General features: G+C 75.8%; 14 protein-coding genes. 13 read left to right on the top strand and 1 reads right to left on the bottom strand.

What is annotated here, in order from left to right; genetic code table 11:
- Window positions 1-969: AAA family ATPase (locus ACI782_RS22070; RefSeq protein WP_456912245.1), on the bottom strand; the 969-nt coding region annotated here is incomplete at its 3' end.
- A 420-nt stretch (window positions 970-1389) separates the two neighbouring features.
- Between ACI782_RS22070 and mraZ the strand changes: the two genes are divergently transcribed.
- From mraZ to ftsZ, 13 genes are all read left to right on the top strand, one after another.
- Entirely contained in the window at window positions 1390-1824 is a 435-nt protein-coding gene (mraZ, locus tag ACI782_RS22065; RefSeq protein WP_456912244.1) for a division/cell wall cluster transcriptional repressor MraZ, read from the top strand.
- Window positions 1825-2238: 414 nt separating this feature from the next.
- A complete protein-coding gene (gene rsmH, locus ACI782_RS22060) occupies window positions 2239-3216 on the top strand; it encodes a 16S rRNA (cytosine(1402)-N(4))-methyltransferase RsmH (protein ID WP_456912243.1) in 978 nt (325 codons plus the stop codon).
- Window positions 3213-3833 carry a hypothetical protein gene (locus ACI782_RS22055; RefSeq protein WP_456912242.1) on the top strand — a complete coding sequence of 207 codons (621 nt, stop codon included), beginning with the start codon at window positions 3213-3215 and terminating at the stop codon, window positions 3831-3833. The genes rsmH and ACI782_RS22055 overlap by 4 nt, the downstream gene beginning before the upstream one ends.
- A gap of 3 nt (window positions 3834-3836) precedes the next feature.
- A complete protein-coding gene (locus ACI782_RS22050; protein ID WP_456912241.1) occupies window positions 3837-5657 on the top strand; it encodes a peptidoglycan D,D-transpeptidase FtsI family protein in 1821 nt (606 codons plus the stop codon).
- A 161-nt stretch (window positions 5658-5818) separates the two neighbouring features.
- Complete coding sequence (locus ACI782_RS22045) at window positions 5819-7390, top strand: UDP-N-acetylmuramoyl-L-alanyl-D-glutamate--2,6-diaminopimelate ligase (protein ID WP_456912240.1); 1572 nt, start codon at window positions 5819-5821, stop codon at window positions 7388-7390.
- Window positions 7387-8778: a UDP-N-acetylmuramoyl-tripeptide--D-alanyl-D-alanine ligase gene (locus ACI782_RS22040; protein WP_456912239.1), complete on the top strand. Its 1392-nt coding sequence runs from the start codon at window positions 7387-7389 to the stop codon at window positions 8776-8778. The genes ACI782_RS22045 and ACI782_RS22040 overlap by 4 nt, the downstream gene beginning before the upstream one ends.
- Window positions 8775-9854 (top strand): phospho-N-acetylmuramoyl-pentapeptide-transferase, encoded by a 1080-nt coding sequence (gene mraY, locus ACI782_RS22035; protein ID WP_456912238.1) that lies wholly within the window; start codon window positions 8775-8777, stop codon window positions 9852-9854. Before ACI782_RS22040 ends, mraY begins: the two co-directional genes overlap by 4 nt.
- Window positions 9855-9999: 145 nt before the next feature.
- The gene (ftsW, locus tag ACI782_RS22030; protein ID WP_456912237.1) at window positions 10000-11541 is read left to right on the top strand and encodes a putative lipid II flippase FtsW; all 1542 of its coding nucleotides are present in this window, start codon (window positions 10000-10002) and stop codon (window positions 11539-11541) included.
- A gap of 171 nt (window positions 11542-11712) precedes the next feature.
- Window positions 11713-12828 (top strand): undecaprenyldiphospho-muramoylpentapeptide beta-N-acetylglucosaminyltransferase, encoded by a 1116-nt coding sequence (murG, locus tag ACI782_RS22025; RefSeq protein ID WP_456912236.1) that lies wholly within the window; start codon window positions 11713-11715, stop codon window positions 12826-12828.
- A complete protein-coding gene (gene murC / locus ACI782_RS22020; protein ID WP_456912235.1) occupies window positions 12815-14263 on the top strand; it encodes a UDP-N-acetylmuramate--L-alanine ligase in 1449 nt (482 codons plus the stop codon). The genes murG and murC overlap by 14 nt, the downstream gene beginning before the upstream one ends.
- Window positions 14260-15063, top strand: coding sequence for a cell division protein FtsQ/DivIB (locus ACI782_RS22015; protein WP_456912234.1), 804 nt, complete (start codon window positions 14260-14262; stop codon window positions 15061-15063). The genes murC and ACI782_RS22015 overlap by 4 nt, the downstream gene beginning before the upstream one ends.
- 41 nt (window positions 15064-15104) lie before the next feature.
- Entirely contained in the window at window positions 15105-15689 is a 585-nt protein-coding gene (locus ACI782_RS22010) for a peroxidase-related enzyme (protein ID WP_456912233.1), read from the top strand.
- Window positions 15690-16072: 383 nt separating this feature from the next.
- On the top strand, window positions 16073-17356 hold the full coding sequence (ftsZ, locus tag ACI782_RS22005; protein ID WP_456912232.1) for a cell division protein FtsZ: 1284 nt from the start codon (window positions 16073-16075) through the stop codon (window positions 17354-17356).
- Window positions 17357-17406: the final 50 nt, after the last annotated feature.

Here is a 17406-nt window from a genome sequence, read left to right as displayed (position 1 = left end):
GCCGCGATCCCGGGGGAGGTTTCCTTCTTGTTGGTGTAGAACTTGGTGGGTGGGGCGCCCGCCCCCCCCAGCGTCCGGGGTCAGCAGCAGCCGGTGGGCGAGCACCGGCACCGCGACGGTCTGGACGTCGTCGGGCAGGACGTGGTCGCGGCCGGCGAGGGCGGCCGCGGCCCGGGCGGTGCGCAGCAGCTGCAGCCCCGCCCGCGGCGAGGCGCCCAGCCGCAGATCGGGGGAGCGGCGGGTGGCCTCCACCAGGGCGACCACGTAGCGGCGGACGGCCTCGGAGACGTGCAGCCGGCCGACCGCGGCGACGAGCGTGCGCACCCCCGCGGCGTCGGCCACCGGGGTGAGCGAGGCCAGCGGGTCGGTGGTGACCATGTCGTCGAGCATGGCCAGCTCGGCCTCGCGGTCGGGGTAGCCCATGGAGACGCGCGCGGTGAACCGGTCGCGCTGGGCCTCCGGGAGGGGGTAGGTGCCCTCCATCTCGATGGGGTTCTGGGTGGCCACCACCAGGAACGGCCGGGCCAGCTCGTAGCTGACCCCGTCGACGGTGACCTGCCGCTCCTCCATGCACTCCAGCAGGGCCGACTGGGTCTTGGGGGAGGCCCGGTTGATCTCGTCGGCCACGACGATGTTGGCGAACACCGCCCCCGGCTTGAACTCGAACTCGCGGGTCTCCTGGTCGTAGACCGACACCCCGGTCACGTCGCTCGGCAGCAGGTCCGGGGTGAACTGGATGCGGCGCACGCTCGCGTCGATGGAGGCGGCCAGGGCCTTGGCCAGCGTGGTCTTCCCGACCCCCGGCACGTCCTCGATCAGCAGGTGTCCCTCGGCCAGCAGCACCACCAGGGCCAGGTGGACGACGTCGGGCTTGCCGTGGACGACGCGCGCCATGTTGGCGGCGATCCGGGCACCCTCCGCCGCGACGTCGACGGATGCGCCGGCTCCGGTCCGGGCGAGGTCGGTCACGGCGTCGCCTCGACAGTCGTCGGCTCCCTGCCCAACGCCGCTCCCTCCCCGTGCGACCGCGCCTCGGCGGTCGGCGTCCTCCCACGGTACGTGCGCGGACCGGTCACGGGGCGGTCCCGCGACACCGGACGGGTGGGTTCACCAACGTGTGCGGGCCCTCCGGTCCCCACGGCGACCCAGCGCGACGACCGGCCGGGCCGCCCCGGACGCCACTGCACCCCACCCTGCGCCCCACCCCGCCCCACCCGGCGCGCACGGCCCGCTGACCTGCGGGTGGAGCAGTGGGGGAGGCCGGTCACGAGATGGTGTCGAGTGGTGTTCGGTGGGGCGTAGTGGGTTACTGTGTGGCCCGGTGGGGAGGCAGGGCCCGTCCCGGGGGCGCCCCGGAGCGCGAGGAGGACCGATGGGGGAGGTGATCCGGTGTTCGTCGGCAGCTATCCGCTGCGGCTCGACGAGAAGGGCCGGCTCGCACTCCCCGTCCGCTTCCGCGAGCAGGTGGCCGGCGGCATGGTGATCAAGAAGGGCCAGGAGCGCTGCATCTACGGCCTCACCATGAACCGCGTCGCCGAGCAGAGCCAGGCCGCGGCGTCCATGGCGCCCGCCGACACCGCCGAGGCCCGCATGCGGGCCCGCATGAGCTTCGGGTCGATGGTCGAGGTCGAGCCGGACAAGACCGGCCGGATCACCATCCCCGCCAACCTGCGGCAGTACGCCGGCCTGGACCGGGACGTGGTCGTGGTCGGCGTCGACACGCGCTTCGAGATCTGGGACGCCGCCACCTGGGACGCCTACGTGGCCGAGCAGGAGGCGAAGTTCGCCGAGATGGAGAGCGAGGGGATGCCCACCCTCTCGTGATCCGACGTCCGTCCCGACCCCCCTCCGGGCCACCTCCCGACCGAGCCGACTTCCCCGCGGCTCGACCGGACCGGCCCGAGCCGCCTTCCCCGCGGCTCGGACCCCCACGGCACGGAGGGAGCGCACCGCGCCCCGGGCGCGCGCCGGCCGGCCCCTCCCCAGGTCCGGACCGGCACGGGCCCTCCCCGTCCCCGCGGGGCGCCACCTGACGCACTTCCCCGGCGCCAGGCGGGCCCCGCGGGGGGCGGGTCGCCACTCCGGCCCGGGAAGTCGCCCCACTGCGCTCCACCACCCCCACTCCGCCCCACCGGTGCCCGACACCACCGGCGAAACGCCGCTGCCCTCCACCCGCCGACCGCTGCCCCGCGCCACCATGGACGGGCCCCGACCGACCCGTCCGAGGAGCAGTCGACGATGAGCAGCAGCGAGCCGGCACCCGCCGCGGTGCACGTGCCCGTGCTGCTCGACCGGGTGGTCGACCTGCTCGGCCCCGCCTGCGCGGCCGAGGGCGCGGTGCTCGTCGACGCCACCCTGGGTCTGGCCGGGCACTCCCTGGCGCTGCTGCGCGCCCACCCGGGCATGCGGCTGATCGGCCTGGACCGCGATCCCGACGCCCGCGCGGAGGCGACCCGGCGGCTGGGGGCCGCCGGCGTGGCCGACCGCGCCACCGTCGTCCCCGCCGTCTTCGACGAGCTCCCCGACGTGCTCGAGCGGCTCGGTGCCGAGGAGGTACAGGCGGTCCTGTTCGACCTCGGGGTCTCCTCCCTGCAGCTCGACCGCCCCGGCCGCGGCTTCAGCTACGCCGCCGACGCGCCGCTCGACATGCGGATGGACCCGGCCGCGCGGCGTACCGCCGCCGACGTCGTCAACACCTACTCCGCGGCCGACCTCACCCGCGTGCTGCGTGTCTACGGCGAGGAGCGGTTCGCCGCCCGCATCGCCCGGGCGATCGAGCGGGAGCGGGCGCGCGAGCCGTTCACCCGCACCGGCCGGCTGGCCGAGCTGGTGCGGGAGTCCATCCCGGCGGCCACCCGCCGCACCGGCGGCCACCCCGCCAAGCGGACCTTCCAGGCGCTGCGGATCGAGGTCAACGACGAGCTCGGCGTCCTGGAGCGGGCCCTGCCGGCCGCGATCGAGGCGCTGGCCGTCGGTGGGCGCATCGCCGTCATCACCTTCCACTCCCTCGAGGACCGGATCGTCAAGCAGACCCTCGCCGCGTCCGCGACCGACCGCACGCCCCCGGAGATGCCGGTGCCGCTGCCCGAGTACGGCCCCACGCTGCGTCTGCTCACCCGTGGCGGGGAGGGCCCGTCCGACGCCGAGGTCGCCGCCAACCCCCGGGCGGCCTCCGCGCGGGTCCGCGCCGCCGAGCGCACCCGGCGGGCCGCATGAGTGCCACTGCCCGCGCCGCCGGGGTCCCGCCGGAGCCGCGGCGCGCCCCCGGTGCCGCGCGCCGGGTCGCTCCCCGGGCGGTGCCGATCGCCCCGGACCGGTCCTCGGCCGCCCGGATCCCGGTCGCCGCCCCCGACCGGTCGGGGCGCGCGCACAGCGTCCCCGTCCGCACCGGCGCCCTGCGGACCCGCCCGGCCCGGTCGCTGCCGACGGGCCCCACGCCCCGGCCGGTCGCGGCCGCCGCGCCGACCCGTGCCCGCGGCGGGCTGTTCTCCCGCCGGCAGGCTCCCCTCGTGGTGCTCGTGGTGGCGATGCTCGTGGCCACGTCGCTGGCCCTGCTGTTCCTCAACACGGCCATCGCGGTCAACTCGCTGAAGGCGACCCAGCTCGCCGGGGCCAACGCTGACCGCGCCCAGGAGGTCGAGCGCCTCGAGCAGCTGGTGGTCGACGGCAGCACGCCCGCCGCGCTGGCCTCGGCCGCCGCGGACGCCGGCCTGGTCCCCGCCGGCTCCGCCGCCTACCTGGTGATCGGCGAGGACGGCACGGTCACCCTGCGCGGGGAACCGGTGCCTGCCGGGGAGCCCGGGACCGACCCCGAGTCCGGCACGGGAGGCTGACCGGTGCCTCCCCACGTGCGCCGCCCCGCCTCCGGACGACGCCCCGATGACCGGCTCCCTGCGGGGTCGGGCGCCTTCGCGCCCCGCCGGACCCCCGGCAGCCGCCGGACTGTCGCCGCGCTGCGCGCCGGCAGCCGCCGGCTGACCGTCGGCCTGGTCCTGGTGGTCGTCCCGCTGCTGGTCGTCACCGGCAAGCTGGTCCTGCTGCAGGGCGTGGACGGCGGCGAGTACGCCACCGCCGCGGCGCAGGACCGGCTGCGCAGCTACCCGATCGCGGCGCTGCGCGGCGCGGTGACCGACCGCGACGGCAACCCGCTGGCCTACACCGTCGACGCCTCCCGCGTGGTCGCCGACCCGACGGTGGTCACCGACCCCGCCCGCACCGCGCTCGCGCTCACCACGCTGCTCGACGTCCCGGTGTCGGAGCTGACCGACGCGCTGTCGCGGGACAGCCGCTACGTCGTCCTGGCCGCGCAGGTGTCCCCGGAGACCGTCGACGCCATCGACGAGCTGGACCTGGGCGGCATCTTCTTCGAGGACGACCCCGTCCGCCTCTATCCCGCCGGGACGACGGCCGGGCAGGTCATCGGCTTCGTCGGCCGGGACGGCGACGGGCTGGCCGGCATCGAGCACACCTTCGACGAGGAGCTGGCCGGGTCCGACGGCGAGCGCCGGGTCGAGGTGGGCAGCGGCGGCAACCCGATCCCGTCGGGGATCGACGAGTCCACCCCGGCGACCGACGGCGAGACCGTCGAGCTCACCATCGACGCCGACCTGCAGTTCGTCACCGAGCAGCGCCTCGAGCAGGCGTGCGAGGACGGCGCCACCACCCGGGCGTCGGCGGTCGTCCTGGACGTGCACACCGGCCGGGTCGCCGCCATGGGCTCCTGCCCGGGCTACGACCCCGCCCAGGCGTCGCGGACCGACCCCGAGCTGCTGGGCAACCCGATCGTGTCCGACGTCTTCGAGCCGGGCTCGGTGATGAAGGCGGTGACCCTCGCCGCCGCCCTCGAGGAGGGGGAGGCCACCCCGGACACCGTGCTCACCGTCGACGGGCACATCCAGGCCGGGGACGCCGTGGTCACCGACGCCCACGACCACGAGCCGGTCGACTGGACGGTCACCGGCGTCCTCGCCAAGTCCAGCAACGTGGGCACGATCATGCTGGCCCGGGAGGTCGGCGACGAGAAGCTCGAGGAGTACCTCCGGGCCTTCGGCGTCGGCAGCACCACCGGGATCGAGCTGCCCGGCGAGAGCGCCGGCATCCTGCAGGACTCCGATGACTGGGCGGCCAGCCGCGCGGCCAACGTGGCGATCGGCCAGGGCGTCTCGGTCACCACCCTGCAGATGGCGTCGATCTACCAGGCGATCGCCAACGACGGCGTCCGCATCGAGCCGCGGGTGGTCGGCTCCGTCGGCGGCGCCCCGGCGGCCGTGCCCGAGGGCACGCGGGTGGTCAGCCGGGAGACCGCCGAGCAGATGGCCTACATGCTCGAGGCCGTCGTCGGCCCGGGCGGGACGGCGCCGCTCGCGCAGATCGACGGCTTCCGCGTGGCGGGCAAGACCGGCACCGCGCAGCGGGCCAACCCCGAGTGCGGCTGCTACGACGGCGGTGGCTACGTCACCACCTTCGTCGGGTTCGCCCCGGCCGACGACCCGCAGTACGTCGTCGCCGTCGACCTGGAGCGGCCGACCAGCTCGGCGGAGGGCGGCCAGGTGGCCGCGCCGGTGTTCGCCGACGTCATGCGCCAGGCGCTCACGGCCGACGGCATCGTGCCGTCCGGGACGCCGCGCCCCGAGTTCGACCTCACCGGCTCGGACTGACGACGGACCCCGTCCGCCCCACCCGTCACACGCTCGGGGCGGGACCGGGGGGCGGTGCCGGCCCGCCGGTAGATTGGAGTTCCGGTGAGCGAGCATGCGAGCTCACGCACGAGCACAGCAGCCCGGCGAACGCGCTCGACGAGCGCCAGCGAGGAGACGGCGTGAGCCCGACCGACGATGGGTCGGTGCCCCGTCCGGCGGGGACCACCCCGCTGCCCACTCCGGTGACGCTGGCCGACCTCGCCGACCTGGTCGGCGCCCCGGTGCAGGGCGACCCCGCCACTCCCGTCTCCCGGGTGACCCTCGCGTCCGGTGAGGTCACGCCCGGCGCCCTCTACGCCGCCCTGCCCGGCGCCCGCACGCACGGCGCGCGGTACGCCGCCGACGCCGCGGCCCGCGGGGCGGTCGCCGTCCTCACCGACCCCTCCGGCCGGGAGCAGGCCTGCGCCACCGGGCTGCCGGTCAGCGTCGTCGACGACCCGCGCGAGGTGCTCGGCGCCGTCGCCGCCCGGGTGTACGGCGAGCCGGGCCGCCGGCTGCAGGTCGTGGGGATCACCGGCACCAACGGCAAGACCACCACCAGCTACCTGGTCGAGGCCGGGCTGGCCGCGGCCGGACGGCGGACCGGGCTGATCGGCACCGTGGAGACGCGGACCCGCACCACGGCGGACGACGGCACCGCCACCGTCACCGCGTTCCGCAGCGTCCGGACGACGCCCGAGGCGCCGGCCGTGCACGAGCTGCTGGCGACCATGGCCGACGCCGGCGTGCGGACCGTGGTGATGGAGGTCTCCAGCCACGCGCTGGTGCTCGGCCGCGTCGGCGGGGTCCCGTTCGCCGCCGCCGGGTTCACCAACCTCGGCCGCGACCACCTGGACTTCCACGCCGACATCGAGGACTACTTCCTCGCCAAGGCCCGGCTCTTCGACGGCCGCGCCGCGGTCGAGGTGATCGACGTCGACGACCCCTACGGCCGGCGGCTGACCGGCATGCTGGGCGGCCGCCGCCCGGTCACCGTCTCCACCCACTGCGCCGACGCCGACTGGTGGGCCGACGACGTCTCGGTCGCCGCGGACGGCGGCTCGGCGTTCACCCTGCACGGCCCCGGCGGCCGCAGCTGGCCGGCCCGCGTCCGGCTGCCCGGCCGGTTCAACGTGGCCAACGCCGTCCTCGCCGTCGCCCTGCTCGACGCGGTCGGGGTCCCGGTGGAGGCGGCGCTGACCGGGCTGGCCGAGGTCGTGGTGCCCGGGCGCATGGAGCCGGTCGACGCCGGCCAGCCCTTCGTCGCCGTCGTCGACTACGCGCACACCCCCGACGCGGTCACCACCGCGCTCGCCGCCCTGCGCGCCGTCACCCCCGGCCGGGTGATCACCGTCCTCGGCTGCGGCGGCGACCGCGACCCCGGCAAGCGCGCCGGGATGGGCGAGGCCGCGGCGCGCGGCAGCGACCTGCTCGTCGTCACCGACGACAACCCGCGCTCGGAGGACCCCGCCGCCATCCGCGCGGCGATGCTCGCCGGCGTGCCCGCCGACCGGCGGGACGCCGTCCTGGAGATCGGCGACCGCCGCGCGGCGATCGCCGCGGCCGTCGCCCGGGCCCGCCCCGGCGACGCCGTCCTCGTGGCCGGCAAGGGCCACGAGACCGGCCAGGACGTGGCCGGCACCGTGCACCCGTTCGACGACCGCGCCGTGCTGCGCGAGGCGCTGGCCGGCGCCGGCGAGGAGACCCCGTGATACCCCTGAGCCTGTCCGAGGTGGCCGAGGCGGCCGGTGGGCGGCTCGCCTCCGGCGCGGGCACGGTCACCGGGAAGGTCACCGTCGACTCGCGCACCGTCACGCTCGGCGACCTGTTCGTCGCCGTGCCGGGGGAGCGGGTGGACGGGCACGACTTCCTCGCCGCCGCGGCCGCCGCCGGAGCCGTCGCCGCGCTGGCGACCCGCCCGGACGACGCGCTGCCCTGCGTCGTCGTCGACGACCCGGTCGCCGCGCTGGGCCGGCTGGCCGCCGCCGTGCACGCCCGCCTGGCCGCCGGACGCCTGACGACGCTGGGCATCACCGGCTCCTCCGGCAAGACCTCGACCAAGGACCTGCTCGGTCAGGTGCTGGCCACCGCGGGTCCGACGGTCAGCCCGCCCGGCTCGTACAACAACGACATCGGCCTGCCGCTCACCGTGCTCGACGCCGACGAGACCACCCGCTTCCTCGTCCTCGAGATGGGCTCCCGCGGTCCCGGGCACATCGCGCGGCTGTGCCGCGTCGCCCGCCCGGACGTCGGGGTGGTGCTCAACGTGGGCTCGGCGCACCTGGGCGAGTTCGGCTCCCCGGAGGGCATCGCCGCGGCCAAGGGCGAGTTGGTGGAGGCGCTGCCGGAGGAGGGGACCGCCGTCCTCAACGCCGACGACCCGCGGGTGCTGGGCATGGCATCGCGCACCCGCGCCCGGGTGCTGACCACCGGCCGGGGGGCCGACGCCGACGTCCGCGCCGACGACGTCGTCCTCGACGAGACCGGCTTGGCCCGGTTCACGCTCGCCGCGGCGGGCGCCAGCGCGCCCGTGGGCCTGCAGGTGGTGGGGGAGCACCAGGTCGCCAACGCGCTCTCGGCGGCCGCGGCGGCCGTCGCCGCGGGGCTGTCCCTGCCCGACGTCGCCGCGGCGCTGTCCGCGGCCGTGTCCCGCAGCCGCTGGCGGATGGAGATCGCCCGCCGGGCCGACGGAGTCACCGTGGTCAACGACGCGTACAACGCCAACCCCGAGTCGATGCGCGCCGCCCTGGCCGCGCTGACCCGGCTGCCGGGACAGCGGCGGATCGCCGTGCTGGGCGCGATGGCCGAGCTCGGCCCGGGCGCGGCCGGGGAGCACGAGCGGCTGGGCCGCGACGCGGTGGCCGCCGGGGTGGACCTGGTCGTGGCCGTCGGTCCCGATGCGGTAGGGATAGCCCGGGGCGCGTCCGCAGCAGGCGCGCGCCAGGACGAGGGCGCGGTGCACGTGCCCGACCGGGCGGCCGCCCGGCAACTGCTCACGGAGGTGGTGGTGCCCGGTGACGTCGTGCTGGTGAAGGCCAGCCGGTCCTACGGGCTCGAGGTGCTCGCCGCGGACCTGCTCGACGCCGGGGCAGGCGCGTGAAGTCCGTCCTCATCGCCGCCGCGTTCGGCCTGGTGATCTCGATCCTCGCCACGCCGGTGGCCGTGCACCTGTTCCGGCGGAGGGGCTTCGGCCAGGAGATCCGCGACGACGGCCCCGAGAGCCACCTGTCGAAGAAGGGCACGCCCACCATGGGCGGCACGGTGATCGTCGCCGCCACGGTCGGCGGCTACCTGATCGCCCACCTCTTCCTGGTCAACCAGCCCGGCCGTGGGGTCACCGCCAGCGGGCTGCTGGTGCTGTTCCTCATGGTGGGGCTGGGCACGGTCGGCTTCCTCGACGACTACCTCAAGATCCGCTACCGGCGCAGCCTGGGCCTGAACAAGACGGCCAAGCTGGTCGGCCAGCTCGTCATCGGCGTCGCCTTCGCCGTCCTGGCGATCAACTTCCCGGACGACGCCGGCAACACGCCGGCCTCCACCGTCGTCTCCTACGTCCGCGACATCGCACCGCTCGCGCTGGGGTCGATCGGGTTCGTGATCCTGGCCTACCTGTTCATCGCGGGGTTCTCCAACGCGGTCAACCTCACCGACGGCCTCGACGGCCTGGCCGCCGGGTGCTCCGCGATGGTCTGCGGCGCCTACACGATCATCTCGTTCTGGCAGTTCACCCACGACTGCACGACCGAGCTCATCGACGGGTGCTACCAGGTCCGCGACCCCCTCGACATCACCCTGGTGGCCGCCGCCGGCCTCGGCGCCTGTCTGGGCTTCCTCTGGTGGAACACCAGCCCGGCGCGGATCTTCATGGGCGACACGGGGTCGCTGGCCCTCGGCGGGCTGCTCGCCGGCCTGGCCATCGTCACTCGCACCGAGCTGCTGCTCATCGTGCTCGGGGGGCTGTTCGTCGCGGTCACGCTGTCGGTGGTCATCCAGGTGGCGTTCTTCCGCGCCACCCGCCGGCGGGTGTTCCGGATGGCCCCGCTGCACCACCACTTCGAGCTGGCCGGCTGGACCGAGAACACGGTGATCGTCCGCTTCTGGCTGGTCACGGGCATGGCGGTGGCCTTCGGCCTTGGTCTGTTCTACGCCGACTGGCTGACCATCACGGGCCTGTGAGCGAGCTCGCGAGCTCCCCGACGGGCACAGCACGGCCGCGAGCACGCTGCCGACGAGCGGGCGAGGAGGCGGCGTGATCGAGGCGCTGCTGCGACACGCCCCGTCCCTCCGCCGGGACGCGCGGGGTAGCGGCGACGATGGCCCGATGGAGTCCACCGGCGTTCCTGAGGCCGGCGGACGGCGGACCGCGGCGGCCGGGCGGGTGCGGCCCTCGTCCTCGCGCCGGTTCGCCGGACCCGCCTGGCTCGACGGGCCCATGACCAGTTGCCACCTGGTGGTCGGCGCGGCGGGCCTGCTGCTGGCCATCGGCCTGGTCATGGTCTTCTCGGCGTCGGCCATCGAGGCCGCGCTCGACGACGAGCCGGCCTGGCGGCCCGGGGTCGACCAGGTCGTGTTCGCCTGCCTGGGCCTGGTCGCGCTGTTCATCGCGGTGCGGCTGCCGGTCGGGCTCGTGCGGCGGTGGTCACGAGTGGCGCTGATCGGCGTCGTCGTCCTGCTGCTGGCCGTGCTGGTCCCAGGCATCGGTGTCGAGTACAACGGCTCGCGCGCCTGGATCGACCTGGGGTTCACCGACTTCCAGCCCTCCGAGCTGGCCAAGCTGGTCGTCGCGCTGTGGGGCGCCCACGTGCTGGCCTCCCGTGGCCGCTACCTCACGGTCAAGACCCTGCTGGTCCCGCTGATCCCGGTCTTCGTGCTGCTGTGCGCCCTGCTCATGCTCGAGCCCGACTTCGGCGCGGTCGTCAGCCTCCTGCTGGTCGTCATGGGCCTGCTGTGGGCCGGCGGCCTGCCCGGGCGGCTGTGGGCGGTGGCCGCCGCGGTCGCGATCACCGCCGGCGTGCTCCTGATCGGCACCTCGGACTACCGGATGGAGCGGGTCACCGCGTTCCTGCACCCGTTCGACGACCCCACCGACACCGGCTTCCAGGCCATCCGCGGGTTCTACGCGCTGGCGACCGGGGGCCTGTGGGGCGTCGGGCTGGGCAACAGCGCCATGAAGTGGAACCTGCTGCCCGAGGCGGAGTCGGACTACATCTTCGCCATCATCGGTGAGGAGCTCGGGTTTCTCGGGTGCCTGGTGGTGGTCACCCTCTACGGTGTGCTCGCCTACGCCGGCTTCCGGATCGCCCGCCGCTCCACCGACCGCTTCGTGCAACTGGCCAGCGTGGCCATCACGGTCTGGCTGGTCGGGCAGGCGGCCATGAACATGGGCTACGTCGTCGGGGTGCTGCCGGTCACCGGGGTCACGCTGCCCCTGGTCTCCGCCGGCGGCACCTCGCTGGTGCTCACCCTCTTCATCGTCGGCCTGCTGATCCGCTTCGCCCGGTCCGAGCCCGAGGCCATCGAGCACCAGCGCCGCCGCGAGCGCGGCCGGCTGGCCCGCCTGCTGCTGCCGGTCCCCGCGCAGGCGGTGGACCCGGTGCACCCGCGCCGGCGCAACCGCCCGGAGGCGGAGGGACCCGCTGACCGGCGGGCCGAGCGTCCCGGAGGGCGGGGTGACCGGGCCCGGCGGCCGGCCGTCTCCGGGAGCCGCACCGTCGCCCGGGTCGCCGTCGACCCCGCGCGCGAGCGGACGCCGGTGCGCGAGCGCCGCAGTCCTGACGGCCGCGCCCGTGCCGCCGAGGTCCGCCGGCAGCCGCCGCCCCGCGCCCGGTCGACGGCGCCCGAGTCCCCCCGGCGGCCACGGTGAGCGGACAGGGGCGTGAGCATCGCAGCGAGGAACGAGCGAGGAGCGGAGCGCCCCGCGGGAGCGAACGGTGAGCACGGTGAGCGGACATGGGCGTGAGCATCGCAGCGAGGAACGAGCGAGGAGCGGAGCGCCCCGCGGGAGCGAACGGGAGGCACGGTGAGCGGGGGCCAGGTGAGCACCAGACCCTTGAGCGTCGTCCTGGCCGGCGGCGGCACCGGCGGGCACATCGAGCCGATGCTGTCCCTCGCCGACGCGCTGCTGCGCCGCGGGACCGAGGAGGGCGGGCCGCGGATCACCTGCCTGGGCACCGCCCGCGGCATGGAGACCCGGCTGGTGCCCGCCCGCGGCTACGACCTGCGGCTCATCCCGCCGGTGCCGCTGCCCCGCAAGCCCACCCTCGACCTGTTCCGGGTCCCCGGCCGGGTGCGCCGCTCGGTGGCGGAGACCCGGGCGCTGCTGCGCGAGCTCGAGGCCGACGTCGTCGTCGGTTTCGGCGGGTACGTGGCGCTGCCGGCCTACCTCGCGGCCCGCCGCGAGGAGGTGCCGGTCGTGGTGCACGAGCAGAACGCGCTGCCGGGCCTGGCCAACCGCATCGGCGCCCGGCTGGCCGCGCGGGTCGCCGTCACCGTGCCCGGCACCCCCCTGCGCAGGGGCGAGCAGGTCGGCATGCCCCTGCGCACGGCGATCACCACGCTGGACCGCGCCGCCCGCCGCGTCGAGGCCCGGGCCGCCTTCGGCCTGGACGCCGACCGGCCGACCCTGCTGGTCTTCGGCGGGTCGCAGGGGGCGGCCTCGCTCAACCGGGCCGCGGTCGGCGCGGCCGACGCGCTCACCGCGGCCGGCGTGCAGGTGCTGCACGCGCGCGGGCCCAAGAACACCGACGTGACGGTGCCCGCCCGTGCCCCGGGCAGCGCGCCGTACGTCGTCGTCGACTACCTGGAGCGGATGGACCTGGCCTACGCCGCCGCCGACCTGGCGCTGTGCCGGGCCGGCGCGGTGACCGTGGCCGAGCTGGCTGCCGTCGGGCTGCCGGCGGCGTTCGTGCCGCTGCCGATCGGCAACGGGGAGCAGCGGCGCAACGCGCTGCCGCTGGTCGAGGCCGGGGGAGGACTGCTGGTGGAGGACGCCGACCTGGCGCCGTCCTGGATCGAGGAGCACGTGGTCCCGCTGATCACCGACCCTGCCGCGCTGGCCGGGTACGCCCGGCACGCCGCGGCGGCCGGCGCGCCCGACGCCGACGAGCGGCTGGCCGACATCGTGCTGGAGGTGGCCCGTGCCCGCCGCTGACGTGGCCGCCTGGAGCGCCCCCGTCCCTCGGCTCGAGGAGCTGGGCGCGGTGCACTTCGTGGGCATCGGGGGCGCCGGGATGAGCGGGATCGCGCGGATCCTGCTGGCCCGCGGGGTGACCGTCTCCGGCAGCGACCGCCGCGACACCCCGACCCTGCTGGCGCTGCGCGCCCTGGGCGCCCGGGTGGAGCTCGGCCACGACCCGGCGCACCTCGGCGACGCGGACACGGTGGTGGTCTCGACCGCGATCCGCGAGGACAACCCCGAGCTGGCCACCGCCCGGGAGCGCGGCCTGCGGGTCCTCCCACGGGCGGTGGCGCTGGCGGCGGTCATGGCCGGCAAGCGCAGCGTGGCCGTGGCCGGCACCCACGGGAAGACCTCGACCACGTCGATGCTCACGGTCGCCGTGCAGTCCTGCGGTGCGGACCCGTCGTTCGCCATCGGCGGGGACCTCAACGAGTCGGGCAGCAACGCGCACGCCGGGCGGGGGGACGTCTTCGTCGCCGAGGCCGACGAGAGCGACCGCTCCTTCCTCCTGCTGGCGCCGTACGGCGCGATCGTCACCAACGTCGAGGCCGACCACCTGGACAACTACGGCGACCTGTCCGCGGTCGAGGCCGCGTTCGACCGGTTCGTCGGCACCGTCGACCCGGCCGGGTTCGTCGTCCTGTGCGCCGACGACCCGGGGGCGGCGCGGCTGCGGGGGGCGCCGACGCCGGCGCGGGTGCGCACCTACGGCACGGCGGAGGACGCCGACCTGCGGTTGCTCGACATCGAGGTCGGACCCGACACCACCGCGTGGACCGCCGTCCTGGACGGGGACGTCCTCGGCCGCGTGCAGATCCGGGTGCCGGGGGAGCACATGGCCCGCAACAGCGCCGCCGCGCTGCTGGCCGGGTCGGAGCTGGGGCTCCCGGCCGAGGGGCTGATCACCGGTCTGGGCCGGTTCGGCGGCGTGCACCGCCGGTTCGAGCTCAAGGGTGCCGTGGACGGCGTCCGGGTCTACGACGACTACGCCCACCACCCGACCGAGGTCGCCGCGCAGCTGCGGGCGGCCCGCGCGGTCGCCGGCCCGGGCCGGGTCGTGGTGGCCTTCCAGCCGCACCTGTACAGCCGCACCCGCGAGTTCGCGGCCGGCTTCGGGGAGGCCCTCGGCCTGGCCGACGAGGTCGTGGTGATGGACGTCTACGGCGCCCGCGAGGACCCCGTGCCCGGCATCACCGGCGCGATGGTCGCCGATGCCGTCCCGCTGCCCGCCGACCGGGTGCTCTTCGAGCCGTCGTGGTCGGCCGCCGCACCCGCCCTGGCCGAGCGGGCCCGACCCGGCGACCTGGTGATCACGATGGGTGCCGGCAACGTCTCGATGGTCGGCCCGGAGGTGCTCGAGGCGCTGCGAGCCCGCACCGGCGGGGACGCGGCGGTCCCGGCCCGGTGAGCCGCTCGGGGACGACGACCCGCGACCGCGCCGGCGGTGCGGGGGCCGGACCCGACCCCGCCCGGCGCCCGGCGAGGACGCCGCGGCGGCCGCGGCGGGACACCCCCGAGGGCCGCCGTCGCCGGCTGCTCGTGCGGATCGGCGGAACGGTGGCCGTCGTGGTGGCGGTGGCCTGGCTGCTGTGGGGCAGCCCGGTCCTCGGCGTGCACCGGATCCAGGTCGACGGCGCCGGGAGCCTCACCTCCGCCGAGGTGGTCGAGGTCGCCGGCATCGCCGAGGGCACGCCGCTGCTGCGGGTCGACGTCGACGCGGCCGAGGCCCGGGTCGCCCGGCTGCCGCAGGTCGCGTCGGTGGAGGTCACCCGCGGCTGGCCGCGCAGCGTCGTCGTCACCGTCGTCGAGCGGGTGCCCGTGGCCGCCGTCGAGCAGAACGGCGTCCGGTCCCTGGTGGACGGCGACGGGGTGCTCTTCGACACGGTGACCGGCGACCTCCCGTCCGGCGTCGTGCCGCTCGACGTCGCCGGCCCCGGCCCCGACGACCGGGTGACCCGCGCGGCGCTCGCCGCGCTCGTCGCGCTGCCCGCGGAGGTGCGCGCCGACGTGGCGGTGGCGTCGGCCACGACCCCAGAGGACGTCACGCTCACCCTGGAGGACGGCACCACGGTGCTGTGGGGGAGCGCGGAGGATGCCGGTGACAAGGCCGAGGTGCTCGTCGCCCTCCTCGGTCAGCTGCGGGCCGGCGACCTGGAGCCCGCCGACGAGATCGACGTCAGCGCGCCGCGGGCGGTCGCCCTGCGCTGAACGGGGTGGCTCGCGGCCCGGAGCGGCGAGAGGCTGGCCGGGTGGATGCCTCGCCGATCAGCCGGTTCCCCGTCCCGCCCCGCGACGAGCTCGCCGAGGAGCTGCGCGAGCGCTACGCCGACGTCGAGGAGCGTTCCGGCTTCCTGCCCAACGTCTTCGCCGCGCTGGCCTGGCGCCCGGCCGAGGCGGCGGCCTTCTTCGCGATGCACGACGCGCTCATGGACAAGGAGACCCCCGGGCTGTCCAAGGCCGACCGGGAGCTCGTCGTGGTCGCCACCAGCGCGGCCAACGGCTGCCTGTACTGCGTGGTGGCGCACGGCGCGATCGCCCGGATTCGCGCCCGGGACCCCCACATCGCCGACCAGGTCGCCGTCGACTGGCGCAAGGCACCGCTGTCGCCGCGCGTGCACGCGGTGCTCGACGTCGCCGTCCGGCTGGCGGTGGAGCCGGCCGCGGTGACCGCCGCGGACCTCGCCGGGCTGCGCGCGCACGGCCTCACCGAGGACGACGTGTGGGACGTCGGCGCCATCGTGGCGCTGTTCGCCCTGTCGAACCGGCTGGCGCACTGGGCGGCGATCCCGCCCAACGACGAGTTCTACCTCCTGGGTCGGCTGCCCCGGCAGTGAAGGAGCACCCCGTCCTCCTCACCACTCGCAGGCTCGCCGCGAGCCCCTGGACGCCGGCCGCGGCAGGACACGGGAGCGGGGACGACACGCGCGGTGGCGCGACACGCCCGACGCGCCACATCACTTTTCCGAGTTCCGGCCGATGGGTGTGTCGGGGCCCTCGACCTGCACATGAGACGTTCCGGGCGCGCGTCGTCACACCCAGTGATACGGATGTGACCACTGGGTCGCCCGTGATCGGTGGGAACGCGCCTGCTCGACACGCCGGTCCCGGGAGGGTGTTTGTGGGGCCTCTGGCGCCCCTTTAACTTCGTCCGCGTCGACCCAGTTGACATAACTATAAGGCTTTACTTGAGGATGAGGGTCGAGGTCGGGAGCCCCACATGACACCTCCGCACAACTACCTCGCGGTCATCAAGGTCGTCGGCATCGGCGGCGGCGGTGTGAACGCGGTGAACCGGATGATCGAGGTCGGCCTCAAGGGGGTCGAGTTCATCGCCATCAACACCGACGCGCAGGCGCTGCTGATGAGCGACGCCGACGTCAAGCTCGACGTCGGCCGCGAGCTGACCCGTGGGTTGGGCGCCGGCGCGCAGCCCGACGTCGGCCGGCAGGCCGCCGAGGACCACCGCGAGGAGATCGAGGAGGTGCTCAAGGGCGCCGACATGGTCTTCGTGACCGCGGGGGAGGGCGGCGGCACCGGCACCGGCGGCGCGCCCGTCGTCGCCTCGATCGCCCGCAAGCTCGGCGCACTCACCATCGGTGTGGTCACCCGCCCGTTCTCCTTCGAGGGCAAGCGGCGGGCCGTGCAGGCCGAGTCGGGCATCGAGGAGCTGCGCAACGAGTGCGACACGCTCATCGTCATCCCCAACGACCGGCTGCTGCAGCTCGGCGACCGGAACGTCAGCGTGATGGACGCCTTCCGCACCGCCGACCAGGTGCTGCTCTCCGGTGTCCAGGGCATCACCGACCTGATCACCACGCCCGGTCTGATCAACCTGGACTTCGCCGACGTCAAGTCCGTCATGTCCGGCGCCGGCTCGGCCCTCATGGGCATCGGCAGCGCGCGGGGCGACAACCGCGCCCTGCTGGCCGCCGAGCAGGCCATCGCCAGCCCGCTGCTCGAGGCCTCGATGGAGGGCGCACACGGCGTCCTGCTGTCGATCTCCGGCGGGTCGGACCTCGGCCTGTTCGAGATCAACGAGGCCGCCTCGCTGGTCTCCGACGCCGCGCACGCCGACGCCAACATCATCTTCGGTGCGGTGATCGACGACGCCCTCGGCGACGAGGTGCGGGTGACCGTCATCGCCGCCGGCTTCGACGGCGGCAAGCCGGCCGGCCGCAAGGACGCCGGGATCGCCTCCGTGCCGGCCGCCACCCCGGTGGCCCCGACGGCCACCCCGCGGCTGCCGGTGCACCCGCAGCCGGTGACCGGCCCGCAGCCGGCGCAGACCGGCGAGCGGCTGCTCGGCTCGGCGCCCTCCGTGCCGCCCGTGCCGCCGACGCCGCTGCCGTCGACGTCCCAGCTGCCCGGTCGCCCCGCGGCCGGTCAGGGCATCACCGTGCCGCCGCTGCCCCCGGCGCAGAGCGCGTCCGCCGGGCGCCGGCCGCTGTCCGACGAGGACTTCGAGGAGGAGCTCGACATCCCGGAGTTCCTCCGCCAGTAGCAGGACCCCCGTGCCCCCCTCGCAGGCCCGGCACGGGGGCCGACGACACG

Source organism: Geodermatophilus sp. SYSU D00703, assembly GCF_054050155.1.
The sequence above is the reverse complement of the archived record's forward strand: the minus strand, read 5'-3'. Positions and strand labels throughout refer to the sequence as shown.

Bases quoted from the DNA above. Each gene is read 5' to 3' on its own strand.
- rsmH (WP_456912243.1), top strand. From the start codon at position 2,239: ATGAGCAGCAGCGAGCCGGCACCCGCCGCGGTGCACGTGCCCGTGCTG.
- ACI782_RS22055 (WP_456912242.1), top strand. From the start codon at position 3,213: ATGAGTGCCACTGCCCGCGCCGCCGGGGTCCCGCCGGAGCCGCGGCGC.
- ftsW (WP_456912237.1), top strand. From the start codon at position 10,000: ATGGAGTCCACCGGCGTTCCTGAGGCCGGCGGACGGCGGACCGCGGCG.
- ftsZ (WP_456912232.1), top strand. From the start codon at position 16,073: ATGACACCTCCGCACAACTACCTCGCGGTCATCAAGGTCGTCGGCATC.